Origin of the sequence: Dialister invisus DSM 15470 (assembly GCF_000160055.1) — a bacterium.
Lineage (GTDB): Bacteria > Bacillota > Negativicutes > Veillonellales > Dialisteraceae > Dialister > Dialister invisus.
The window spans coordinates 700,933-717,960 of the sequence record NZ_GG698602.1; the positions used below are offsets into that span (position 1 = coordinate 700,933).

16 protein-coding genes are annotated in these 17,028 nt (G+C 47.8%); 1 reads left to right on the top strand and 15 read right to left on the bottom strand.

The window, feature by feature from the left end; genetic code table 11:
* Window positions 1–68: 68 nt before the first annotated feature.
* The 14 genes from GCWU000321_RS03405 to GCWU000321_RS03470 form a co-directional block, all read right to left on the bottom strand.
* On the bottom strand, window positions 69–1,484 hold the full coding sequence (locus GCWU000321_RS03405; RefSeq protein WP_040381195.1) for an amidophosphoribosyltransferase: 1,416 nt from the start codon (window positions 1,482–1,484) through the stop codon (window positions 69–71).
* A gap of 278 nt (window positions 1,485–1,762) precedes the next feature.
* Window positions 1,763–3,373: a zinc ribbon domain-containing protein gene (locus GCWU000321_RS03410; RefSeq protein WP_007069684.1), complete on the bottom strand. Its 1,611-nt coding sequence runs from the start codon at window positions 3,371–3,373 to the stop codon at window positions 1,763–1,765.
* Between the two features lie 12 nt (window positions 3,374–3,385).
* Window positions 3,386–3,913, bottom strand: a complete 528-nt coding sequence (locus GCWU000321_RS03415) for a hypothetical protein (RefSeq protein WP_007069685.1) — start codon at window positions 3,911–3,913, stop codon at window positions 3,386–3,388.
* A gap of 421 nt (window positions 3,914–4,334) precedes the next feature.
* On the bottom strand, window positions 4,335–5,636 hold the full coding sequence (hemL, locus tag GCWU000321_RS03420; protein ID WP_007069687.1) for a glutamate-1-semialdehyde 2,1-aminomutase: 1,302 nt from the start codon (window positions 5,634–5,636) through the stop codon (window positions 4,335–4,337).
* Window positions 5,633–6,619: a porphobilinogen synthase gene (gene hemB, locus GCWU000321_RS03425; protein ID WP_007069688.1), complete on the bottom strand. Its 987-nt coding sequence runs from the start codon at window positions 6,617–6,619 to the stop codon at window positions 5,633–5,635. Before hemB ends, hemL begins: the two co-directional genes overlap by 4 nt.
* Window positions 6,616–8,136: a uroporphyrinogen-III C-methyltransferase gene (gene cobA, locus GCWU000321_RS03430; protein WP_040381837.1), complete on the bottom strand. Its 1,521-nt coding sequence runs from the start codon at window positions 8,134–8,136 to the stop codon at window positions 6,616–6,618. The genes hemB and cobA overlap by 4 nt, the downstream gene beginning before the upstream one ends.
* 17 nt (window positions 8,137–8,153) lie before the next feature.
* Complete coding sequence (gene hemC, locus GCWU000321_RS03435) at window positions 8,154–9,077, bottom strand: hydroxymethylbilane synthase (protein ID WP_007069690.1); 924 nt, start codon at window positions 9,075–9,077, stop codon at window positions 8,154–8,156.
* A complete protein-coding gene (gene hemA, locus GCWU000321_RS03440) occupies window positions 9,067–10,350 on the bottom strand; it encodes a glutamyl-tRNA reductase (protein WP_040381198.1) in 1,284 nt (427 codons plus the stop codon). The genes hemC and hemA overlap by 11 nt, the downstream gene beginning before the upstream one ends.
* Window positions 10,319–10,957 carry a precorrin-2 dehydrogenase/sirohydrochlorin ferrochelatase family protein gene (locus GCWU000321_RS03445; RefSeq protein WP_007069692.1) on the bottom strand — a complete coding sequence of 213 codons (639 nt, stop codon included), beginning with the start codon at window positions 10,955–10,957 and terminating at the stop codon, window positions 10,319–10,321. The genes hemA and GCWU000321_RS03445 overlap by 32 nt, the downstream gene beginning before the upstream one ends.
* A 17-nt stretch (window positions 10,958–10,974) precedes the next feature.
* Window positions 10,975–11,250: a metal-sensing transcriptional repressor gene (locus GCWU000321_RS03450; protein WP_022027020.1), complete on the bottom strand. Its 276-nt coding sequence runs from the start codon at window positions 11,248–11,250 to the stop codon at window positions 10,975–10,977.
* Window positions 11,251–11,281: 31 nt separating this feature from the next.
* Entirely contained in the window at window positions 11,282–12,052 is a 771-nt protein-coding gene (locus GCWU000321_RS03455) for a ribonuclease HII (protein ID WP_007069694.1), read from the bottom strand.
* On the bottom strand, window positions 12,049–12,906 hold the full coding sequence (gene ylqF, locus GCWU000321_RS03460; RefSeq protein ID WP_007069695.1) for a ribosome biogenesis GTPase YlqF: 858 nt from the start codon (window positions 12,904–12,906) through the stop codon (window positions 12,049–12,051). Before ylqF ends, GCWU000321_RS03455 begins: the two co-directional genes overlap by 4 nt.
* Window positions 12,907–13,161: 255 nt before the next feature.
* Window positions 13,162–14,154 carry an inorganic phosphate transporter gene (locus tag GCWU000321_RS03465; protein WP_007069696.1) on the bottom strand — a complete coding sequence of 331 codons (993 nt, stop codon included), beginning with the start codon at window positions 14,152–14,154 and terminating at the stop codon, window positions 13,162–13,164.
* Window positions 14,147–14,773 carry a DUF47 domain-containing protein gene (locus GCWU000321_RS03470; protein WP_007069697.1) on the bottom strand — a complete coding sequence of 209 codons (627 nt, stop codon included), beginning with the start codon at window positions 14,771–14,773 and terminating at the stop codon, window positions 14,147–14,149. The genes GCWU000321_RS03465 and GCWU000321_RS03470 overlap by 8 nt, the downstream gene beginning before the upstream one ends.
* 235 nt (window positions 14,774–15,008) lie before the next feature.
* On the opposite strand from GCWU000321_RS03470, the gene rbr reads away from it, so the two are divergent.
* Window positions 15,009–15,581, top strand: coding sequence for a rubrerythrin (gene rbr / locus GCWU000321_RS03475; protein ID WP_007069699.1), 573 nt, complete (start codon window positions 15,009–15,011; stop codon window positions 15,579–15,581).
* Window positions 15,582–15,705: 124 nt separating this feature from the next.
* Here rbr and GCWU000321_RS03480 read toward each other — a convergent pair whose 3' ends face one another.
* A complete protein-coding gene (locus GCWU000321_RS03480; protein WP_007069700.1) occupies window positions 15,706–17,028 on the bottom strand; it encodes a bifunctional folylpolyglutamate synthase/dihydrofolate synthase in 1,323 nt (440 codons plus the stop codon).

The window sequence follows — 17,028 nt, forward strand, 5'->3', positions numbered from 1 at the left end:
AATGAATTTCAAATTTTATGTTTCATTTCCGCAAGATAAAAATCCGCGAAACTTCCGCGGTTTTTCTGTCATTCTCTGCCGTTCCAGCAATATGTACACATCTTTGACGGGTCTATCCCTGCGGCATCAAGCATATCGTCCAGGCGGTTATATCCCAGCGAAGTAAACCCCATCCGCTTACAGATTTTTTCCACCATCTTGTGATAGCGGTCGGAGTCGGGATCCGCATAATCATCGAGAACGGTCCGGTCCACGTTTTCTCCTTCCTCTTCTGCAATAACACGACGGGCAATCAGTTCCATTTCCGAATTGGAACGGGAAAAATTCAGATACTTGCAGCCAAACAAGATGGGCGGACACGCTGCACGGGCATGAACCTCTTTCGCTCCGCTTTCAAAAAGAAACTCCGCCGTTTCCCGAAGCTGCGTCCCTCTGACAATGGAATCATCCACCAGAACCATTCGTTTCCCTCTAATCAGTTCATGAATGGGGATCAATTTCATTTTTGCAATCAAATTACGCTTCGACTGGATTGTCGGCATAAAAGAACGCGGCCAGGTAGGCGTATACTTTACAAGCGGCCGCGAAAAGGGCACGCCCGACCGGTTGGCATATCCCATGGCATGGGCAATCCCTGAATCGGGGACGCCGGCAACGATATCCACATCTTCTTTTGTAAATCCGTCACGTTCCGCCATCGCCATCCCGCAGTGGTAACGCATTTCCTCCACGGACACGCCTTCATAACGGGCAGATGGATAGCCATAGTAAATCCATAGAAACGTGCATATACGCATATCCTTTCCGGGAGCGACAAGCGTCTTTACTCCCTCCGGTGTAAGTACGGCAATTTCTCCGGGACCGAGTTCACGGTCATCTTCATATTCCAGATTCAAGTATGAACAGGATTCAAAAACAGCACAATAACCGTCCTCTTTTCTGCCGATCACTACGGGCGTCCTCCCCAGCCTGTCACGGGCACAGTATAAACCGTCCGGCGTAAGCAGAAGAAGCGTCAGTGCGCCGTCTATTCTCTCCTGGGCATAACAGATCCCCTCTATCAGATTATCTTTCTGGTTAATCAGCGTCGCCACAAGTTCCGTCGCGTTAATATCGCCGCCGCTCATTTCCAGAAAGTGGGTACCCCCTTTTTGAATTATTTCTTCCGTTAATTCATCCATATTATTAATTTTCGACACTGTTGCCAACGCGTATGTGCCGTGATGAGAGCGGACAATCAGCGGCTGCGCTTCATAATCGGAAATACAGCCTAACCCCAAGTTTCCTCTCATTTGGTGAATATCACTGTCAAACTTCGTCCGGAACGGCGTATTTTCAATATTGTGGATGGATCTGTCAAAACCGTCCTCTCCGTAAAAAACCATACCCGCCCGCCTTGTCCCCAGATGAGAATGGTAATCTGTCCCGAAGAATACATCAAACACACAATCCGATTTCAGCACCGCTCCAAAAAATCCGCTCATAATATCCTCTTTTTCCATGACTGACAATGAAATTAAAACAGGTACACATCCATTATAAAGGATATTAAAAACATAATGTAGCCGCAGTAATTATACTTTCGTTAAAATATCAGGATTTTTTTCTGAACAAAACAGCCCTCACGGTTCTTGACTTATCTCTATCATCTTTTGGGGTAAAAGAGCCCATAATGCGCTGCTGCACAAATTAAACGGCAGCGTCTTTTACATTCTGCTTCCTGACTCCCACAGCCGTTTCCCGCCTTCCATTATTCGTTCTCTCACATAAGCATCGCACCGACAGTCCCTAAAATTATAAATACCAGGAGCGCAATCACCCACGGAAATACCAGAAGCAGTTCCGTTATATCCTTGAGTATATAGAAAAGATTCATCGGTTCTATGTCGTCTGCCTGTACGCTTGTCAATTTCCCCTCCGGACCGATGAGCTTCACCAGCGGATAATTATACAAACGAATACGTCCAACGGACATCCAGAGGATAAGTGAGCAGGGAACTGACAGACAGAGCCATACCACCATGGCAGACCAGCAGATCGGCCCCGTCATCCCGCTGCCGTAATAAATCAAAAGCGCGAAAACGGCAGGCAAAAAGTTAAGCAAAAGCAGGAATACCCCAATCTGTATCCACCGCTCCCATGAATAAAAGCTGATTTTTACGGGAGCCATCTTCCCTTTAACCTTTTCAAAGAAGACGGGAGCCTCAAAATCTTTTTCAGGAAACGCCTCTTCTTTTACGATGAGACGGATCCCTTTTCTTTCTGCCCGGCAGTTCTTCCCCTGCCGGATAATCTTTCTGATCCTGGCAGACCTGCCGTCACTGAATCCCGCAAAAAAAATGATGCCGAAAACAAGCCCTACCATCCCCGCAACATACACCTCGTAATCAAAAAGGAACAGCATCACGATGAATACGAAAACTGTCATAAGGAGCGGTTCAACGATCCAGGGCCAGCTTTTCTTTTTTTCTCCTACAGAGACAGCAATTCTCCCTGTCTGGCCGTTAACCGCCGCAAGCTTTCCTTTTCCGGCGATGATATAGAGCGGAAGAAGGGCGGGAATGCTTAATAGGTTTTCTCCTTTGGCATGAAGCTTGACCCCTGATGTTTCCATCACTTTTTCAACAATGGGAAGATAATCCGCTTCCACTTCTTCCAAAACCCGTTGCTCTGCCGCTCCGCCCGATATATCAGGCAGCTTCACACGCTGCCCTGCGATATAGCCGAATTCAAAAGGAACTGTGCCTTTCCAGTCAAACGGCTCCGCATGGTCAAGAACCATATTATCCAGCTGATTGGACGTATTTACCGCCATACCGTTGATAAAGCTTCCGCAGATATATTTTTTATCGGAAAATGCCTGATCCCGAAATACGGTACAGCGGACAGGACCTTTTACGATTTGATAAGGAAGATAATAACCTTTAAGACTTTTTATGTTTTTCTCTACCCATCCCGCTTCCTTTGTCCTCTTATTTTTTACTGCCCATGCCGTAAGCCGCTCTGACGCTTCCCTTTCTGTCAGGACAAAGGGGATAAACACTTCCGGCAAATTATCGCGAAACGTAAAAGCACGCCTTACAAGATTTCCCCCGCAAAACTCACAGCGCCCGACAGCTTCTCCTTCGGGAATCAGTATCTCGGCTCCGCAGTTTTTACAGATATGAACCGATGGATGAATATCCCCGCTGTTTACTCCGGAATGGCGCCTTTTAAGTGCCCGCCATTTTTTTAAACGTTCCACCGGTTCATTGGCATCTACTTTCTGCCCGCAGTACCGGCACTGATAAATTTGATGGATAATGTCAAACTCTGCCGGTGCTCCGCAGGCAGAACAACGTATTTCCAACGGATTTTTTGATTCCTCTGTCATAAAGATTCCTCCTTACCGCTGCTGCGTCTCTTGCGCCGTTCCTATGAACGGATATCCGTTTCTTTCGCAAAGATTCTTGAAATAGGGAATAAATATGGGCAGATCCGCCGACACTCCTGAGGAATCCCCCCTTTCTCCATGACCGCTGACCTGCTGATCCCCTTCATGAACAATTCTTAAATCCCAGCTGCTTCTAAGAATGGTATTTCTTTTATACACACCATTGTCAAGATAAATTTTCTCCGTATTTTCTATATCTGTAAGAGCCGCAAATACATCTTCCTTCGTACCAGATGCCACCTGCCTCCGCTCTTCCCCATTATCCCGACAGAACGCTGCCTTTAATGGACACTTTACCCGGCAGGTACGGCGGAAAAAATAAGTCCCCCACGAATAGGAATTGTCCAGCACATAGGAATGCCCGAACCGGAACCGGAGATAAAAAGAAACCGTCCGCCCCTGTGTCATCTCTTTTCTTTCCTTGGTATCACTATAATCAGCCAGTCCGCCGCATTCCGACAAAATTGAATCGTTTCCCATACGACATCCCCACAGCAGCAAGCTCAACCCTGTCGTTCCTGCTGCAGTCCATACCTTTTGTGCATAACCATATCCTCCCTATAGAATTTGTTCCACCGCTCCGTGATTTCCATCCTTATACATAAGAGAGCTTACTCATTTATCAATTTCACCTGTTATCCTCCATTCAAAATCTGATTTTTGATTTCTGTTTTTCCTATCGCCGCGTTCTTTTGATAACAGACGACAGAAGTCGTCAACAAACGGGCAGATTGCGGTTTATGATTTACGACTTCCGGATTCCGATTTCTGTTTCTAATATTAGTATACAAAATTTGGACAAAAAAAATAACCTGTCACAAATGACAGGTTTTATCCGCTCACATAAACCGGATTTTCCACATTCAATTCATGGAAGCGGTTATTTTTCAGATGGCAGGTTTTATTTTGCTTCTGCCGCCTCTTTCATGGCAATGCGGGCCGCAGAAATTGTTCTGTCCAAATCATCTTCGCTGTGCGCATAAGACATAAAAAGTGTTTCAAAGGGAGAGGGTGCCAGGTAGATCCCCTGTTCCAGCATGGACAGGAACCACGTCTTGAACTTCTTTCCATCACATGCGCAGGAGTCTTCATAGTTAAGAACAGGTTTATCATTAAAGAAGAGACAGAACATGGATCCCGACTGATGGACCTGTACCGCCACACCGGCTTCTGCTGCCGCATCCAGCCAGCCGCCGAGCAGCCTCTTTGTCTTTTCTTCCAATATTTTATAGAAATCGGGAATAGTCCTGATCATTTGAAGCGTTTCCAGTCCGGCAGTTACCGCCAGGGGATTTCCTGACAAAGTTCCTGCCTGATAAACGGAACCGTCAGGCGCAATGCAGTTCATGATATCCCTTTTCCCTCCATAAGCCGCCGCAGGTAAACCGCCGCCGATAATTTTCCCAAGGCATGTCATATCGGGAATAATACCGTACTTTCCCTGTGCGCCATGGAGTTCTGTACGGAAACCACACATGACTTCATCAAAAATCAGGACAGTGCCATGCTTTTCTGTTTCACGGCGAAGTGTCTCCAAAAAACCGTCAACAGGAAGGACACACCCCATATTTCCTGCCACCGGTTCTACAATGACTGCAGCAATCTCTTCACCTTCGTCATCCATCTTTTTTACAAAAGCATCAATATCGTTATAAGGAACAACGACCGTGTCTTTTGCCGTGCCTTTTGTGACACCCGCGCTGTCAGGACTGCCGAAAGTCGCTGCACCCGATCCGGCTTTCACAAGGAGGCTGTCGCCATGCCCATGATAGCAGCCGGCAAATTTCAATATTTTATCTCTTCCTGTATAACCGCGGGCAGCACGAAGAGCACTCATCGTCGCCTCCGTTCCGGAAGAAACAAGTCTTATTTTTTCAATGGACGGGTAGAAAGCAGTAACCAGTTTGGCCAGTTCTGTTTCTATCACCGTCGGTGCGCCGTAGCTCGTACTGTTTTCCGCCGCTTTTTGAATCGCGGAAATCACTCGGGGGTGGGCATGTCCCAAAATCATAGGTCCCCAGGAGCCGACATAGTCTATATAGGTATTTCCATCAATATCGGTAATATGCGATCCTTTTGCCGATGCAATAAACGGCGGCGGACAGTCCATATGCGGATAGGAACGGACCGGGCTGTTCACTCCGCCGGGCATGTAATTCCGCGCCTCTTCAAAAGCCGCTTTCGAACGGAACAGGTTCATCATCTTCCCGCCTCCTCTTTCAGCCACCTTGCCGCGTCAAGAGCATGATAGGAAATAATCATATCTGCCCCTGCCCGCTTCATTGACAAAAGGGTTTCCATGACAATCCTCTTTTCATCAATCCATCCGTTAGCAGCAGCCGCTTTCACCATGGCATATTCACCGCTCACATTATACACTGCCACAGGACGGTTGATCCGCTGACGGACCTGATGAACAATATCCAGGTAAGCAAGGGCAGGCTTCACCATGATGATATCGGCGCCTTCTTCCATGTCCAAATCCACTTCCTTCATCGCCTCACGGCTGTTCGCAGGATCCATCTGGTATCCGCGGCGGTCGCCGAACCGGGGGGCCGAATCGGCCGCATCACGGAAAGGCCCGTAATACCCTGATGCATACTTTACCGCATAGGACATGACGGATATATGAGAAAACCGATTTGTATCCAGCGCGTTTCGGATGACAGAAATACGCCCGTCCATCATATCGGAAGGAGCAATGATATCCGCACCGGCTTCCGCCTGGGAAACGGCAACTTTCGCCAGCAATTCCAACGTGGAATCATTATCCACTTCATGACCGCAGAGCTGCCCGCAGTGTCCGGAATTAGTATACTGGCAGAGACACACATCACCTACAATAATAAGATCGGGAAATTCTTTTTTGATTGCCACCATTGCCCGCTGTACAGGACTTTCCATATCCCAGGCAGAAGAACCGATGTCATCTTTATAAGAAGGCAGCCCAAATATTTCCACCGCAGGGACCCCGAGACTGACGATTTCCTCCGCCTGTTTGACCGCCTGATCCACAGACAGATGATAGCAGCCGGGCATACTCGGTATTTCTTCTTTCACATTTGGCCCGGGAACAACAAAAATCGGATAAATAAAGTCATTGATTTCCAGAGACGTTTCCCGTACCATGCTGCGGATAGCAGCAGTACGCCTTAAACGGCGCGGACGCAGTGTATTCAATTTCATTCTTTCGCAACTCCTTTCACAATCGCTTCTGTCAGTCCGTCAATTGTAAATGTATCGGAAATAATCTGCGGTTCCAAGCCGTACTTTCGGCAGGCATCCGCAGTAATCGGCCCGATACATGCCAGGGACACTCCGTCAAGCAGTCCCGTTTTCCCGTCCAGCTGGTCTACCAGATTGAATACGGTAGATGAACTGGTAAATGTAATGATATCCACTTCATGATTCACAAGAAGTTCCTTTAATTTTTCTTTATTTTCTTCATCACAAACGGTTTCATAAGCTTCCGCCACATCCACATGGCATCCGTAACCTGTCAGCATTTCAGGCAGTACGCTTCTTGCCACTTTCGCGCGGGGCAGCAGGATTTTGTCTCCTCGACGGACAAGCGGCTTCATTGCTTCTGCCAAATCTTCCGCCTTGTATGCCGACGGCACGCAGTCTGCCTTGAGGCCGTAGAGGAGCAGCTGCTTATCTGTAGCCGGTCCTATGACAGCAATCTTTACATGACCAAGCGCCCGTGTATCAAATCCTTTTTCATAGATCCTCTTAAAGAAAGCATCTACTCCGTTTTGACTGGTAAATACAATCCAGTTATATTCGGCAAGTTTTTCAATCCCCTGATCAATACTTGCCCAGCCGTCATCGGGGGATTCAATTTTGATGGATGGAATCTCCGTACAGAATGCCCCCAAGTCTTCCAGCACTTCCGTCAGCCGGGAAGCCTGCGTGCGGGAACGGGTAATGACCACATGCTTTCCGAAAAGCGGCTTATTGTCATACCAGCACAATTGCTCGCGAAGGTTGACTACATTCCCGACAATAAATACGGATGGCGGCTTGATGCCATATTTCTTGACTGCTTCCGCCGCCTCTCCAAGTGTAGTGGTATACGTTTCCTGATAGGGACGGGTACCCCAGCGGACAAACGCCGCCGGTGTGTCTGCGCTTTTTCCGTAACGGATCAGTTCTTCGGCAATATGCTGCGTACGGCCTACGCCCATAAGAAACACAAGCGTATCCACAGCGCCCGCCAGTTTTTCCCAATGAATGTCAGAATGGCCTTTTGTCGGATCCTCATGTCCCGTGATAACGGCAAAGGATGCCGCCACCTTCCTGTGGGTCACAGGAATACCCGCATAAGCGGGAGCCGCAATCGCCGACGTCACTCCCGGCACTTCCTCAAAGTCCACGCCTGCCGCACGGAGCACTTCGATTTCTTCTCCCCCGCGCCCAAAAACAAAGGGGTCTCCCCCTTTTAAGCGGGCAACAATTTTCCCTTCTTTCCCTTTTTCAGCAAGAAGGCGGCTGATATCCTGCTGTGTCATTGTATGGCTGCCGCAGCTTTTTCCTACATAGATGTATTCCGCATTCTTATTGGCAAAACGAAGAATCCGTTTATCCGCCAGATAATCCCCGACAATAACATCCGCTTTTTCAAGACAGCGTTTCCCTTTCAGTGTAAAAAGTTCGGGGTCGCCCGGACCTGCTCCGATTAAGTATACCTTTCCCTTCTTCATCCGTTTCTCCTCATCCATCATTTTCTTAATTCCTCTAAAATGCGGCCGCCGCCATCGGCAATCAATGCTTCCGCCAAACTTTCTCCCAGCTGCTTTGCATCCTGCGTCTGCCCATTAAGGCTCCTTTTGTACATCTCTTTCCCATCAGGTGATCCAATGAAAGCCACCGCCTCTATATGCCCAAGAAACGGAACTGCATAGATACCTGCAGGCACTTTACAGTCACCACCGACTTTTTCCAGAAATGCTCGTTCTGCCATTATACAGGATGCCACTTTTTCATCATGGATAAATTGAATAATCTCCATTGTTTCATCATCACCGATTCTTGTTTCAATAGCCATAACACCCTGCCCCGCCGCAGGTATGCTATCACAGGTAGAAATATAAGATTGGATCCGTTCTTGCAGTCCAAGCCGTTTCAATCCTGCCGCCGCAAGGATCACTGCATCATAGTTCCCTTCATCCAAATGCCGGAGTCTTGTCTGCACATTCCCGCGAAGCGTTTTTATCTGCAGATCCGGCCATAAATGGAGCAGCTGCGCCTGTCGGCGGAGACTGGATGTCCCCACGACCGCCCCTTCCGGCAACTCCTGCAGACTGCCATATTCCAAAGATACAAAAGCGTCCCGCGGATCTTCTCTTGCCGTCACTGCCGCCAGTTTCAATCCATCGGGAATTACGGCCGTCATATCTTTCAAAGAATGTACAGCTATATCCGCTTTTTTCTCAAGAAGCAATTTTTCCAGTTCTTTGATAAAAAGCCCCTTCCCTCCGATTTCAAGAAGAGACCTGTCCAGAATCTGATCGCCTTTTGTCGTCACCGGAAGGAGTTCCACCTGTATTTCAGGATAAGTATCTTCAATCCGCTTTTTTACATGTTCCGCCTGCCAAAGTGCCAGCAAACTTTCTCTCGTAGCGATTATAATCTTATCTTTCAACAGCCTTCTCCTTTCCCGTATCAAGACTGAACAATGTTTCTACAGCACTCTTGCCTGCACTTTCTTTTTCCGTCCCTGCGTGTTCATGAAGATAAGTCATCGGTTCACGGAGCATTTTTCTCACCAGCATGTGGGTCATATGTTCTATAACCCGCCGCTCTTCCTCTTTTAAATCAGGCAGTTTTCCCATAGCGCGGCGGAGCTCACGCTGACGGATTTGTTCCGCTTTCTCAGAAAGCGACACCATAACGGGCCGCGTACCGAGATAAATAAAGCGGTCCAGAATTGATTTAATTTCCTCTTCAATAATAATGGCTGCCCGCTCCGCTTCCGCTTCCCTGAATTTAATATTATTTTCCACGATTTCCTGCAAGGCATCGATATTGCATAGCGTCACATTCTTTATATTCCCTACTTCCGGCTCAACGTCGCAGGGTACGGCGATATCAATGACCACAAGAGATTTATTATTTCTTTTCATCATAAGATTCCGCACATCCCAGGCCTTCACGATATACTGGGTTGCTCCCGTAGCTGTGATAAACACATCCACATCTTCTGCCGATGCCACCGCCTCATGAAAAGGCAGCGTCGTTCCATCAAACTTGCGTGCCAGCTCCTCTGCCCGCTTTGGATGGCGGTTTGTCACAACCACTTCCCTGAGCCCTCTCCCCTGCAAATGCTTCACTAAAAGTTCCGCCGCGTCACCCGCGCCGAAGACGAGAGCCTTTTTTCTTTCCAGACTGCCTAAAATTTTTTCCGCCATTTTAACAGCCGCATAACTCACAGAAACAGCACTTGTTGAAATCCGCGTTTCTGTACGGACTCTTTTCCCCGTGGTAATGGCGCGGTGAAAAAGCGTATTTAAAATGGTACGGGTCGCGTGAACCGCCAAAGCTCCCGTGTAAGCCGTCTTGATCTGGTTAAGGATCTGGCTTTCACCGAGAACCATGGAATCAAGCCCTGAAACAACCCGGAAAAGATGACGGATACATTCTGTACCTGTATAAAAAAAGAAATATTCTTTTTCCGCTTTACTGTTTCCTGAAAGTGTCAGAAAAAAACGATATAATTCCTCTTTATCTTCCTCCTCTTTTAAAACAGCATATATCTCTGTGCGGTTACATGTAGAAAGGACAACCGCCTCCTTAATTCCTTCCTGCTCAGACAAATGGAGCAGCCCCTCCTGCGCACTTTCCTCAGAAATAGAAAACTTTTCACGAATATCCACAGAAACAGTTTTATGATTCAGACCTAAGACGGCTAATACCACTGCGTACACGCTCCTCTGCCGCGTCCAGATTTCCCTGAACAACCAATTCCATAACCTGATGTTCAAAAGCAAGACGCCAGAACTTTTCCCTCTGTTCCGCATCCGCCAATCCCTCTTGCAATACCGACCGAAGCGCCCCCATTCTGTCCAGCCATTGTCCATAGGCATCAGGTATTTCAAGGGCAAGCCAGTTTTTCACATACTTTGCCATAGCAGGCGACCGGCCTTCGGTGGACACTGTCACCATAAGCCCCTCTTTCTTTATCCGTGCGGGAATATGGCAATTCCCTAACGCAGGAAAATCCGCCGCGTTATATAAAAAGCCCTCCCGCTCGGCTTCCTTCTGTACCGACAGCGCGACCGCCTTATCCCCTGCCGCCGTCACCACCATACAAAAGCCGCCGCACATAGGGGCCTCATAACTTTCCCTGCGCCATGAAATACGTCCTTCCCTGAAAAGAGCCTCCAGATCACTGCAGACTTCGGGTGCGATCACCGTCACCGCCGCCTTTTCCTCCAAAAGCGTACAGACCTTTCTTTGCGCTACATGCCCGCCGCCGATAACAAGACAAGCCCTGCCGTCCATTTTTATATTCACAGGATACATAGTACCTTCTTTGGAGATTATCCCATATTGGAAAAACGTTCTACCGCTTTGCTGAACTTCGCAATGGTTTCTTCCGCATCTCCATGTTCAATTCCATCTAAAACGCAATGATGGAGGTGTCCCTCCAAAACGATCTGTCCCACTCTGTGGAGCGCCGATTTGGCCGCATTGATCTGGGACAGCATATCTTCACAGGCGATATCTTCCTCCACCATACGGTCAATCGCCTGCACCTGTCCGATAATTTTTTTCAATCTTCTGTGCAGGTTTTCTGCATCCATACATTGTCTCATGATCGTCCCCCTGTCCTGTTCTAAAAATATTTTATAAATATGTTCCATTCACCATACTCTTCACCGGTTCGAAACTTTTCCTGTGGATCGGTGTGATTCCCAATGTTCGGATGGCCTCTATATGCTCCGCCGTGCCATATCCCTTGTTTTGCGAAAATCCATAACCCGGGTAGACTTTGTCATACTCATCCATCAGATGATCCCTGTGAACCTTTGCCACGATTGACGCCGCCGCGACAGATGCCGATTTGGCATCCCCGTGGACCAGCGACAGGGACGGCACAGGAAAATGGAGAGGCATGGCGTCTACGATGACCGCCTGCGGCTGTATCTTCAGATTCCGCACCGCGCGGTACATGGCTTCCATCGTTGCCGCATAAATATTCCGCATGTCAATCTCTTCCGGAGAAAGGCTGACAATGGAAATATCCACTGCCGTTTCGTGAATTTTCTTTGCAATTTCTTCCCGCCGCCGGGGCGCCACTTTTTTCGAATCATTAAGTCCCGCAATAAAAAAATGAGGCTTCAAAATAACTGCCGCGACTGTGACAGGTCCCGCCAACGGCCCGCGTCCTACCTCGTCAATTCCGGCAACATACTCCAATCCTTTTTTGTAAAAAGAACTTTCCGGTTCGTACATATCTTCCACACGGAACCGTTCTGCCGATTCCCGATTCAGGCGGCGGATATAGGCATCCACCAGCTGCCGGACACCTTTCCGTTCATCTGCCATAATTTCTTCCAAAACCGTTTTCTCCACGGTTTCCTGTTTCAATATGTCCCTGATTTCAGAAATTGTCATACTTCCTCCGCCGGAACAGCGTCAAGTGTAATGCGTCCCAGTTTCCCGCTCCGAAAATCATTAAGTATCATTGTCTGTGCACGGGCATAATCAATCGCGCCTCCGGGAAGAATACAGCCCCGTCTTTTTCCCGCCTGGGCCAGAAGAATTTGGGGATCCGCTGCCGCATCTTCAATTCCGTACTTTTCACGAAGCGCATCAGGTGCCGTTCGTGCAAGCACCCTCATCAGTTCAGGAACTACCGTATCCGCATCAAAGACATCTCCGGCAATCGCTCCGGTCGCCGCCAAACGAAGAGCCGCCACCTGATCTTCAAACTTCGGCCATAAAACACCGGGGGTATCCAAAAGATCCAACCCCTGCGAAAGACGGACCCACTGCTTGCCCCGTGTGTGTCCGGGCGTATTGGCTGTCCGGGCCGCCGCTGTTCCTGAAATAAAATTGATAAGAGTTGACTTGCCTACATTGGGAATTCCAAGAATCATGATCCGTACCGATCTCGTTTTCAAGCCGCGGAGTTTCCACTTTTCCAGCATCGGACCGGCCGCCTCTTTGATGAGACGGAGAAATTTCTTTTTATCTTTTCCGTTGCCGCAGCTCATAGATACCGCAGCAACCCCTTTCCTTTTATAGTATGATTCCCAAGCTTTCGTCATTCCCGGATCCGCAAGATCCGCCTTATTCAGTATGACGATGCGCGGCTTCCCCGACAGAAGCTCTTCCACCATAGGATTCGCACTGGACAGAGGAATACGGGCATCCAAAAGTTCCGCCGCCACATCTACCGCTTTCAAGTGTTCGATAATCAGCCGTTTTGTCTTTGCCATATGGCCGGGAAACCATTGTATCAGCATAATAATCCTTTCTATCCCCTAACGGGTTTACCTATGCCCCCTTATTTTACCACATAAGTTCTTTTCATGGGTCGTTCCCGTTTTTCGACTATGTCAAGACCTTGCAGGTAACATCTCTTTTCTCTTACAGTCAATGACCAACTCCGCTGCCCAAACAGTTTCGCAAAGAATGGTCATTGCATAAAACACCCATAAACCTTTATATGGACATTTCAACAAAAAACGCCCGCATCAACGGGCAATCATCGTATTTTCTCAAAAGATATAACGGATAAGGATGTATACCAATGCGCCGACTGCCGCTGTGCTGGGAATCGTCATGACCCAGGCACCCACCATGGAATACGCCACATTCCAGTGTACTGCACGGAACCGCTTTGCCCAGCCCACCCCCATAATGGAGCCTGTGACCACATGTGTCGTAGATACGGGGAGATGCAGAAAGGTCGCCGTGAAAATAGTTAACGCCGAATTGATATCCGCTGCCAGTCCGTTCACCGGTTCCAAACGGAATATTTTATTCCCGACAGTACGGATAATGCGCCAGCCGCCTACACTCGTCCCCGCACACATGGCAAATGCACAGGCAATCTTTACAAGGAAAGGAACTTCCAGTTCTCCAATGTATCCGCCGGACAAAAGCGCCAGCGTGATGATTCCCATGCACTTCTGCGCATCATTTGAACCGTGGGAAAATGCCATTACCGCGGCGGATAAGCTCTGTATATGGAGAGAAATATAATTCACTTTCGATCTTCCCACATTCCGGAACAGGATAAACAGAAGCGTCATGATGACATATCCGCTGAACATGGCAATAACAGGCGAACCGATAAGTCCCGCCACGATCATAAAAACCCCGTTCCCATTGATTGCCCCCGTACCGTAAGAAATTGTCACCGCTCCGAGGACACCGCCGATCAGCGCATGAGAGGAGCTGGAAGGCATGCCGATCTTCCAGGTAAAAAGATTCCATACGATAGCGGCAAAAAGCGCCGCTATAAGCACTGTGGAGTCCACCATCTGCGGAGACGTGACAATCTCCCCTCCGATTGTTTTCGCCACACCGGTCGACACCATCGCTCCAACAAAATTTAAAAACGCCGACATGATAATCGCTATGCGGGGACTTAAGGAGCGCGTTGCGATACAGGTAGCAATCGCATTTGCTGTATCATGGAAGCCGTTGATAAAATCAAAGGCAAGCGCCAGAACAATTACCAGGCCTATCGCATAAATATCAGGCATATTTCATAACCACTTCTTTAATCAAATTACCTACGCGTTCCGCCTGATCTGCCGTTTCCTCCATCGTTTCCATGATTTCCTTCCAGCGGATAATCTCTACCGCATCATGGGTACCGTCAAACAAATCAGAAATAATCGCACGATAAATCGTGTCTGCTTCACTTTCGAGACGATTGATCTTACGGGCCCGTTCTGTAATCTCCGTTTCATTTTTATCTATATCTTTCAGGAGGCGGAACAGGATAATCAATTCTCCGGACATTTCTATCAGAATATCCGCCATGCGAAGCATCCGGTTCCAGCCGAGGCCGGCATGATAAATGCGCAAAGTAAAGATGACATCTTTAATATCGTCTACACAGTCGTCCAGGTTGCTGGTAAGGAGATAAAAATCCTCTCTGTCAATAGGCGTAATAAAGACATGCTTCATTTTTGCCGCCACTTCATGGGTCACTCCGTCAGCAAGATGCTCAATTTTCTCTGCTTCCTTGGCACAGCGTTCCAGCTTCTTCGGATCTTGAAGGACCTCCTTGACCATAAGCGTTCCTTTGTGAAAATATTCTCCATTTGTTACAAGAAAATCAAAAAACTCTTCATGCTTATTGACCAGGCTGAACATACTCCCGCCCCCTTAAAAGGTACACGACTTCCTATTATTTTCTTTATCATAAAGCAGCTGTGTAAATTCTTTGTAAAAATTTATTTACAAAATGATTCTACTTTCATGCCAAATTGGAAACAGAAAATATTCCTTTCTCATTTTCCCTGTTCCGCAAAACTTTTATCATGTATAATAATTACGGATATCAGGAGTATCCTTTATAGTAAGGTAAGTTGTTCAGGAGGAAAAAATCATGAATGAAGAAAAAGCTTTGGAAGAAATGTCGCGCCTTGCAGGTACACAGACCGAAAAAAATCTGCGCGCCGCTTTCGCGGGAGAGGCACAGGCCCATGTGAAATACAATCTCTTCGCTGGCGAAGCACGAAAAGATCCGTCCATGTCCCGGCAGATTGCCGATCTCTTTGAAGAAACCGCGAACCAGGAAAGAGCTCATGCTAAAATCTGGTTCTGGCTCGTGGGGGATCTGAAAAAGGATACCGCCGAACATTTGAAAATGGCAGCCAAAGGGGAAAATGATGAATGGACTTCAATGTATCCGGAGTTTGCTGAAACTGCAAAAAAAGAGGGCTTTCCGCAGATTGCTTTCCTCATGGCCAAAATCGGCGAAATTGAAAAGCAGCATGAAAGAAGATATAAAATTCTTCTTGCCAATGTGGAAAACGGCAAATTGTTCAAGAGGGATGAAAAGAAACTCTGGATGTGCGCAAACTGCGGCTTCACTTGCGAATCCGTAGAGGCGCCGGAAGAATGTCCCGTATGCAACCATCCCCGTTCTTTCTTCGCTATTAAGGCGGAAAATTACTAATCTATGATAAAACGCTGATGGGCTGCTCATTTATTTATCAGCATAATAATCAGCGACAACAAGAAAAGAAAAAGGACTGAGAAAATATTTTATGTTTCCCTCAGTCCTTTTTCTTGTTTATTTTTTATTCTGCCAATTCCTGCTTTCGAAGCCACCGGATCGCGTCTCCCAATATGTAAAGAGAGCCGCAGACGAGGACAATATCGTTTTCATCCGCCTCTTTCACCGCCTTTTCCAAAGCATCTGCCACGCTCCCCGCTATCTTGTGCTCCGCCCTGATTTTCTGCCGGTCAATCATTTCACAGATTTCTTCAGGCGTCCTTGTCCTCGGTGTCGGCGCGGCGCAGGCATAAACCTTGTCCCCTTTTCTTACGAGCATCTGAATAATGGTTTCCGTCGTTTTATCCTGAAGAGAAGAAAAAACGAAAATACGCCGTTTATCGGGATACTGTTCCCGCAATGCTTCCTGAAGCGCTTCCGCTCCGGCCTCATTGTGCGCGCCGTCTAAGACAACTGTTTTCCCCCCTGCGTGATGAATTTCAAAACGGCCCTGCCATCTGGCCCGCGCCAATCCTTCACGGAGATCATTTTCATTAATCCGCCCGTCTTCTTTCATGAGAATGGTAAGTGCCATCGCTGCCACCGCCGCATTGACTGCCTGATGGGCACCGATAAAGGGAACAAAGAGCATGCTCTTTTCCAGTTCTTTCGGCATGCCTTTCCGTTTCACCACTACGACCTGGCCCTGCTCCCATTTGTTTCTTGTATCGATTTCAAAATCACGGCCGTAAAAATAAATGCGTGCTTTTTTATTGTGGGCATCTTTTTTCAATTCCTTCAAAGCCACATGCTGCGCCGCAGTGACTACCGGAATCCCCTCTTTGATAATTCCCGCTTTTTCTCTCGCTATTTCCTGAAGGGTATTTCCCAGATACTGCATGTGATCCATAGCCACATTCGTAATGACGGAAACAACAGGCATCACTACATTGGTCGCGTCAAAACGTCCGCCCATGCCGACTTCCATAACGGCGTAATCCGCTTTGTTTTCACGGAAATACCAAAACGCGATGGCTGTCAGCAGTTCAAATTCCGTCAACGCTTCTTCCCCCGCGGCTACCAGCTCGTCATGAGCTTTAAAAACCACTGTGGCCGCTTTGGCAAAATCTTCCCGGGAGATATCTTTCCCACCCAAATAAATCCGTTCCGTGTAGTCTATAAGATGCGGTGACGTAAACCGCCCTACCCTAAGATTTGTATTTTCCAAAACACTCGTTATCATAGCGGCGACGCTCCCTTTTCCATTCGTCCCCGTGATATGGATCATCTTACAGGCTTTTTCAGGATTTCCCAGTACAGCAAGAATTTTTTGCATTCGTTCCAGCCCCGGCTTGATTCCGAAAACGGATGCTTCTTCCAGACGGGAAATACTTTCCTGATAATTCAT

What these genes read in the sequence shown, in the direction of transcription:
- GCWU000321_RS03405 (WP_040381195.1), bottom strand. Translation starts at nt 1,484, where the DNA reads ATGAGCGGATTTTTTGGAGCGGTGCTGAAATCGGATTGTGTGTTTGAT.
- GCWU000321_RS03410 (WP_007069684.1), bottom strand. Translation starts at nt 3,373, where the DNA reads ATGACAGAGGAATCAAAAAATCCGTTGGAAATACGTTGTTCTGCCTGC.
- GCWU000321_RS03415 (WP_007069685.1), bottom strand. Translation starts at nt 3,913, where the DNA reads ATGGGAAACGATTCAATTTTGTCGGAATGCGGCGGACTGGCTGATTAT.
- hemL (WP_007069687.1), bottom strand. Translation starts at nt 5,636, where the DNA reads ATGATGAACCTGTTCCGTTCGAAAGCGGCTTTTGAAGAGGCGCGGAAT.
- hemB (WP_007069688.1), bottom strand. Translation starts at nt 6,619, where the DNA reads ATGAAATTGAATACACTGCGTCCGCGCCGTTTAAGGCGTACTGCTGCT.
- cobA (WP_040381837.1), bottom strand. Translation starts at nt 8,136, where the DNA reads ATGAAGAAGGGAAAGGTATACTTAATCGGAGCAGGTCCGGGCGACCCC.
- GCWU000321_RS03445 (WP_007069692.1), bottom strand. Translation starts at nt 10,957, where the DNA reads ATGTATCCTGTGAATATAAAAATGGACGGCAGGGCTTGTCTTGTTATC.
- GCWU000321_RS03450 (WP_022027020.1), bottom strand. Translation starts at nt 11,250, where the DNA reads ATGAGACAATGTATGGATGCAGAAAACCTGCACAGAAGATTGAAAAAA.
- GCWU000321_RS03455 (WP_007069694.1), bottom strand. Translation starts at nt 12,052, where the DNA reads ATGACAATTTCTGAAATCAGGGACATATTGAAACAGGAAACCGTGGAG.
- ylqF (WP_007069695.1), bottom strand. Translation starts at nt 12,906, where the DNA reads ATGCTGATACAATGGTTTCCCGGCCATATGGCAAAGACAAAACGGCTG.
- GCWU000321_RS03465 (WP_007069696.1), bottom strand. Translation starts at nt 14,154, where the DNA reads ATGCCTGATATTTATGCGATAGGCCTGGTAATTGTTCTGGCGCTTGCC.
- GCWU000321_RS03470 (WP_007069697.1), bottom strand. Translation starts at nt 14,773, where the DNA reads ATGTTCAGCCTGGTCAATAAGCATGAAGAGTTTTTTGATTTTCTTGTA.
- rbr (WP_007069699.1), top strand. Translation starts at nt 15,009, where the DNA reads ATGAATGAAGAAAAAGCTTTGGAAGAAATGTCGCGCCTTGCAGGTACA.
- GCWU000321_RS03480 (WP_007069700.1), bottom strand. Translation starts at nt 17,028, where the DNA reads ATGAATTATCAGGAAAGTATTTCCCGTCTGGAAGAAGCATCCGTTTTC.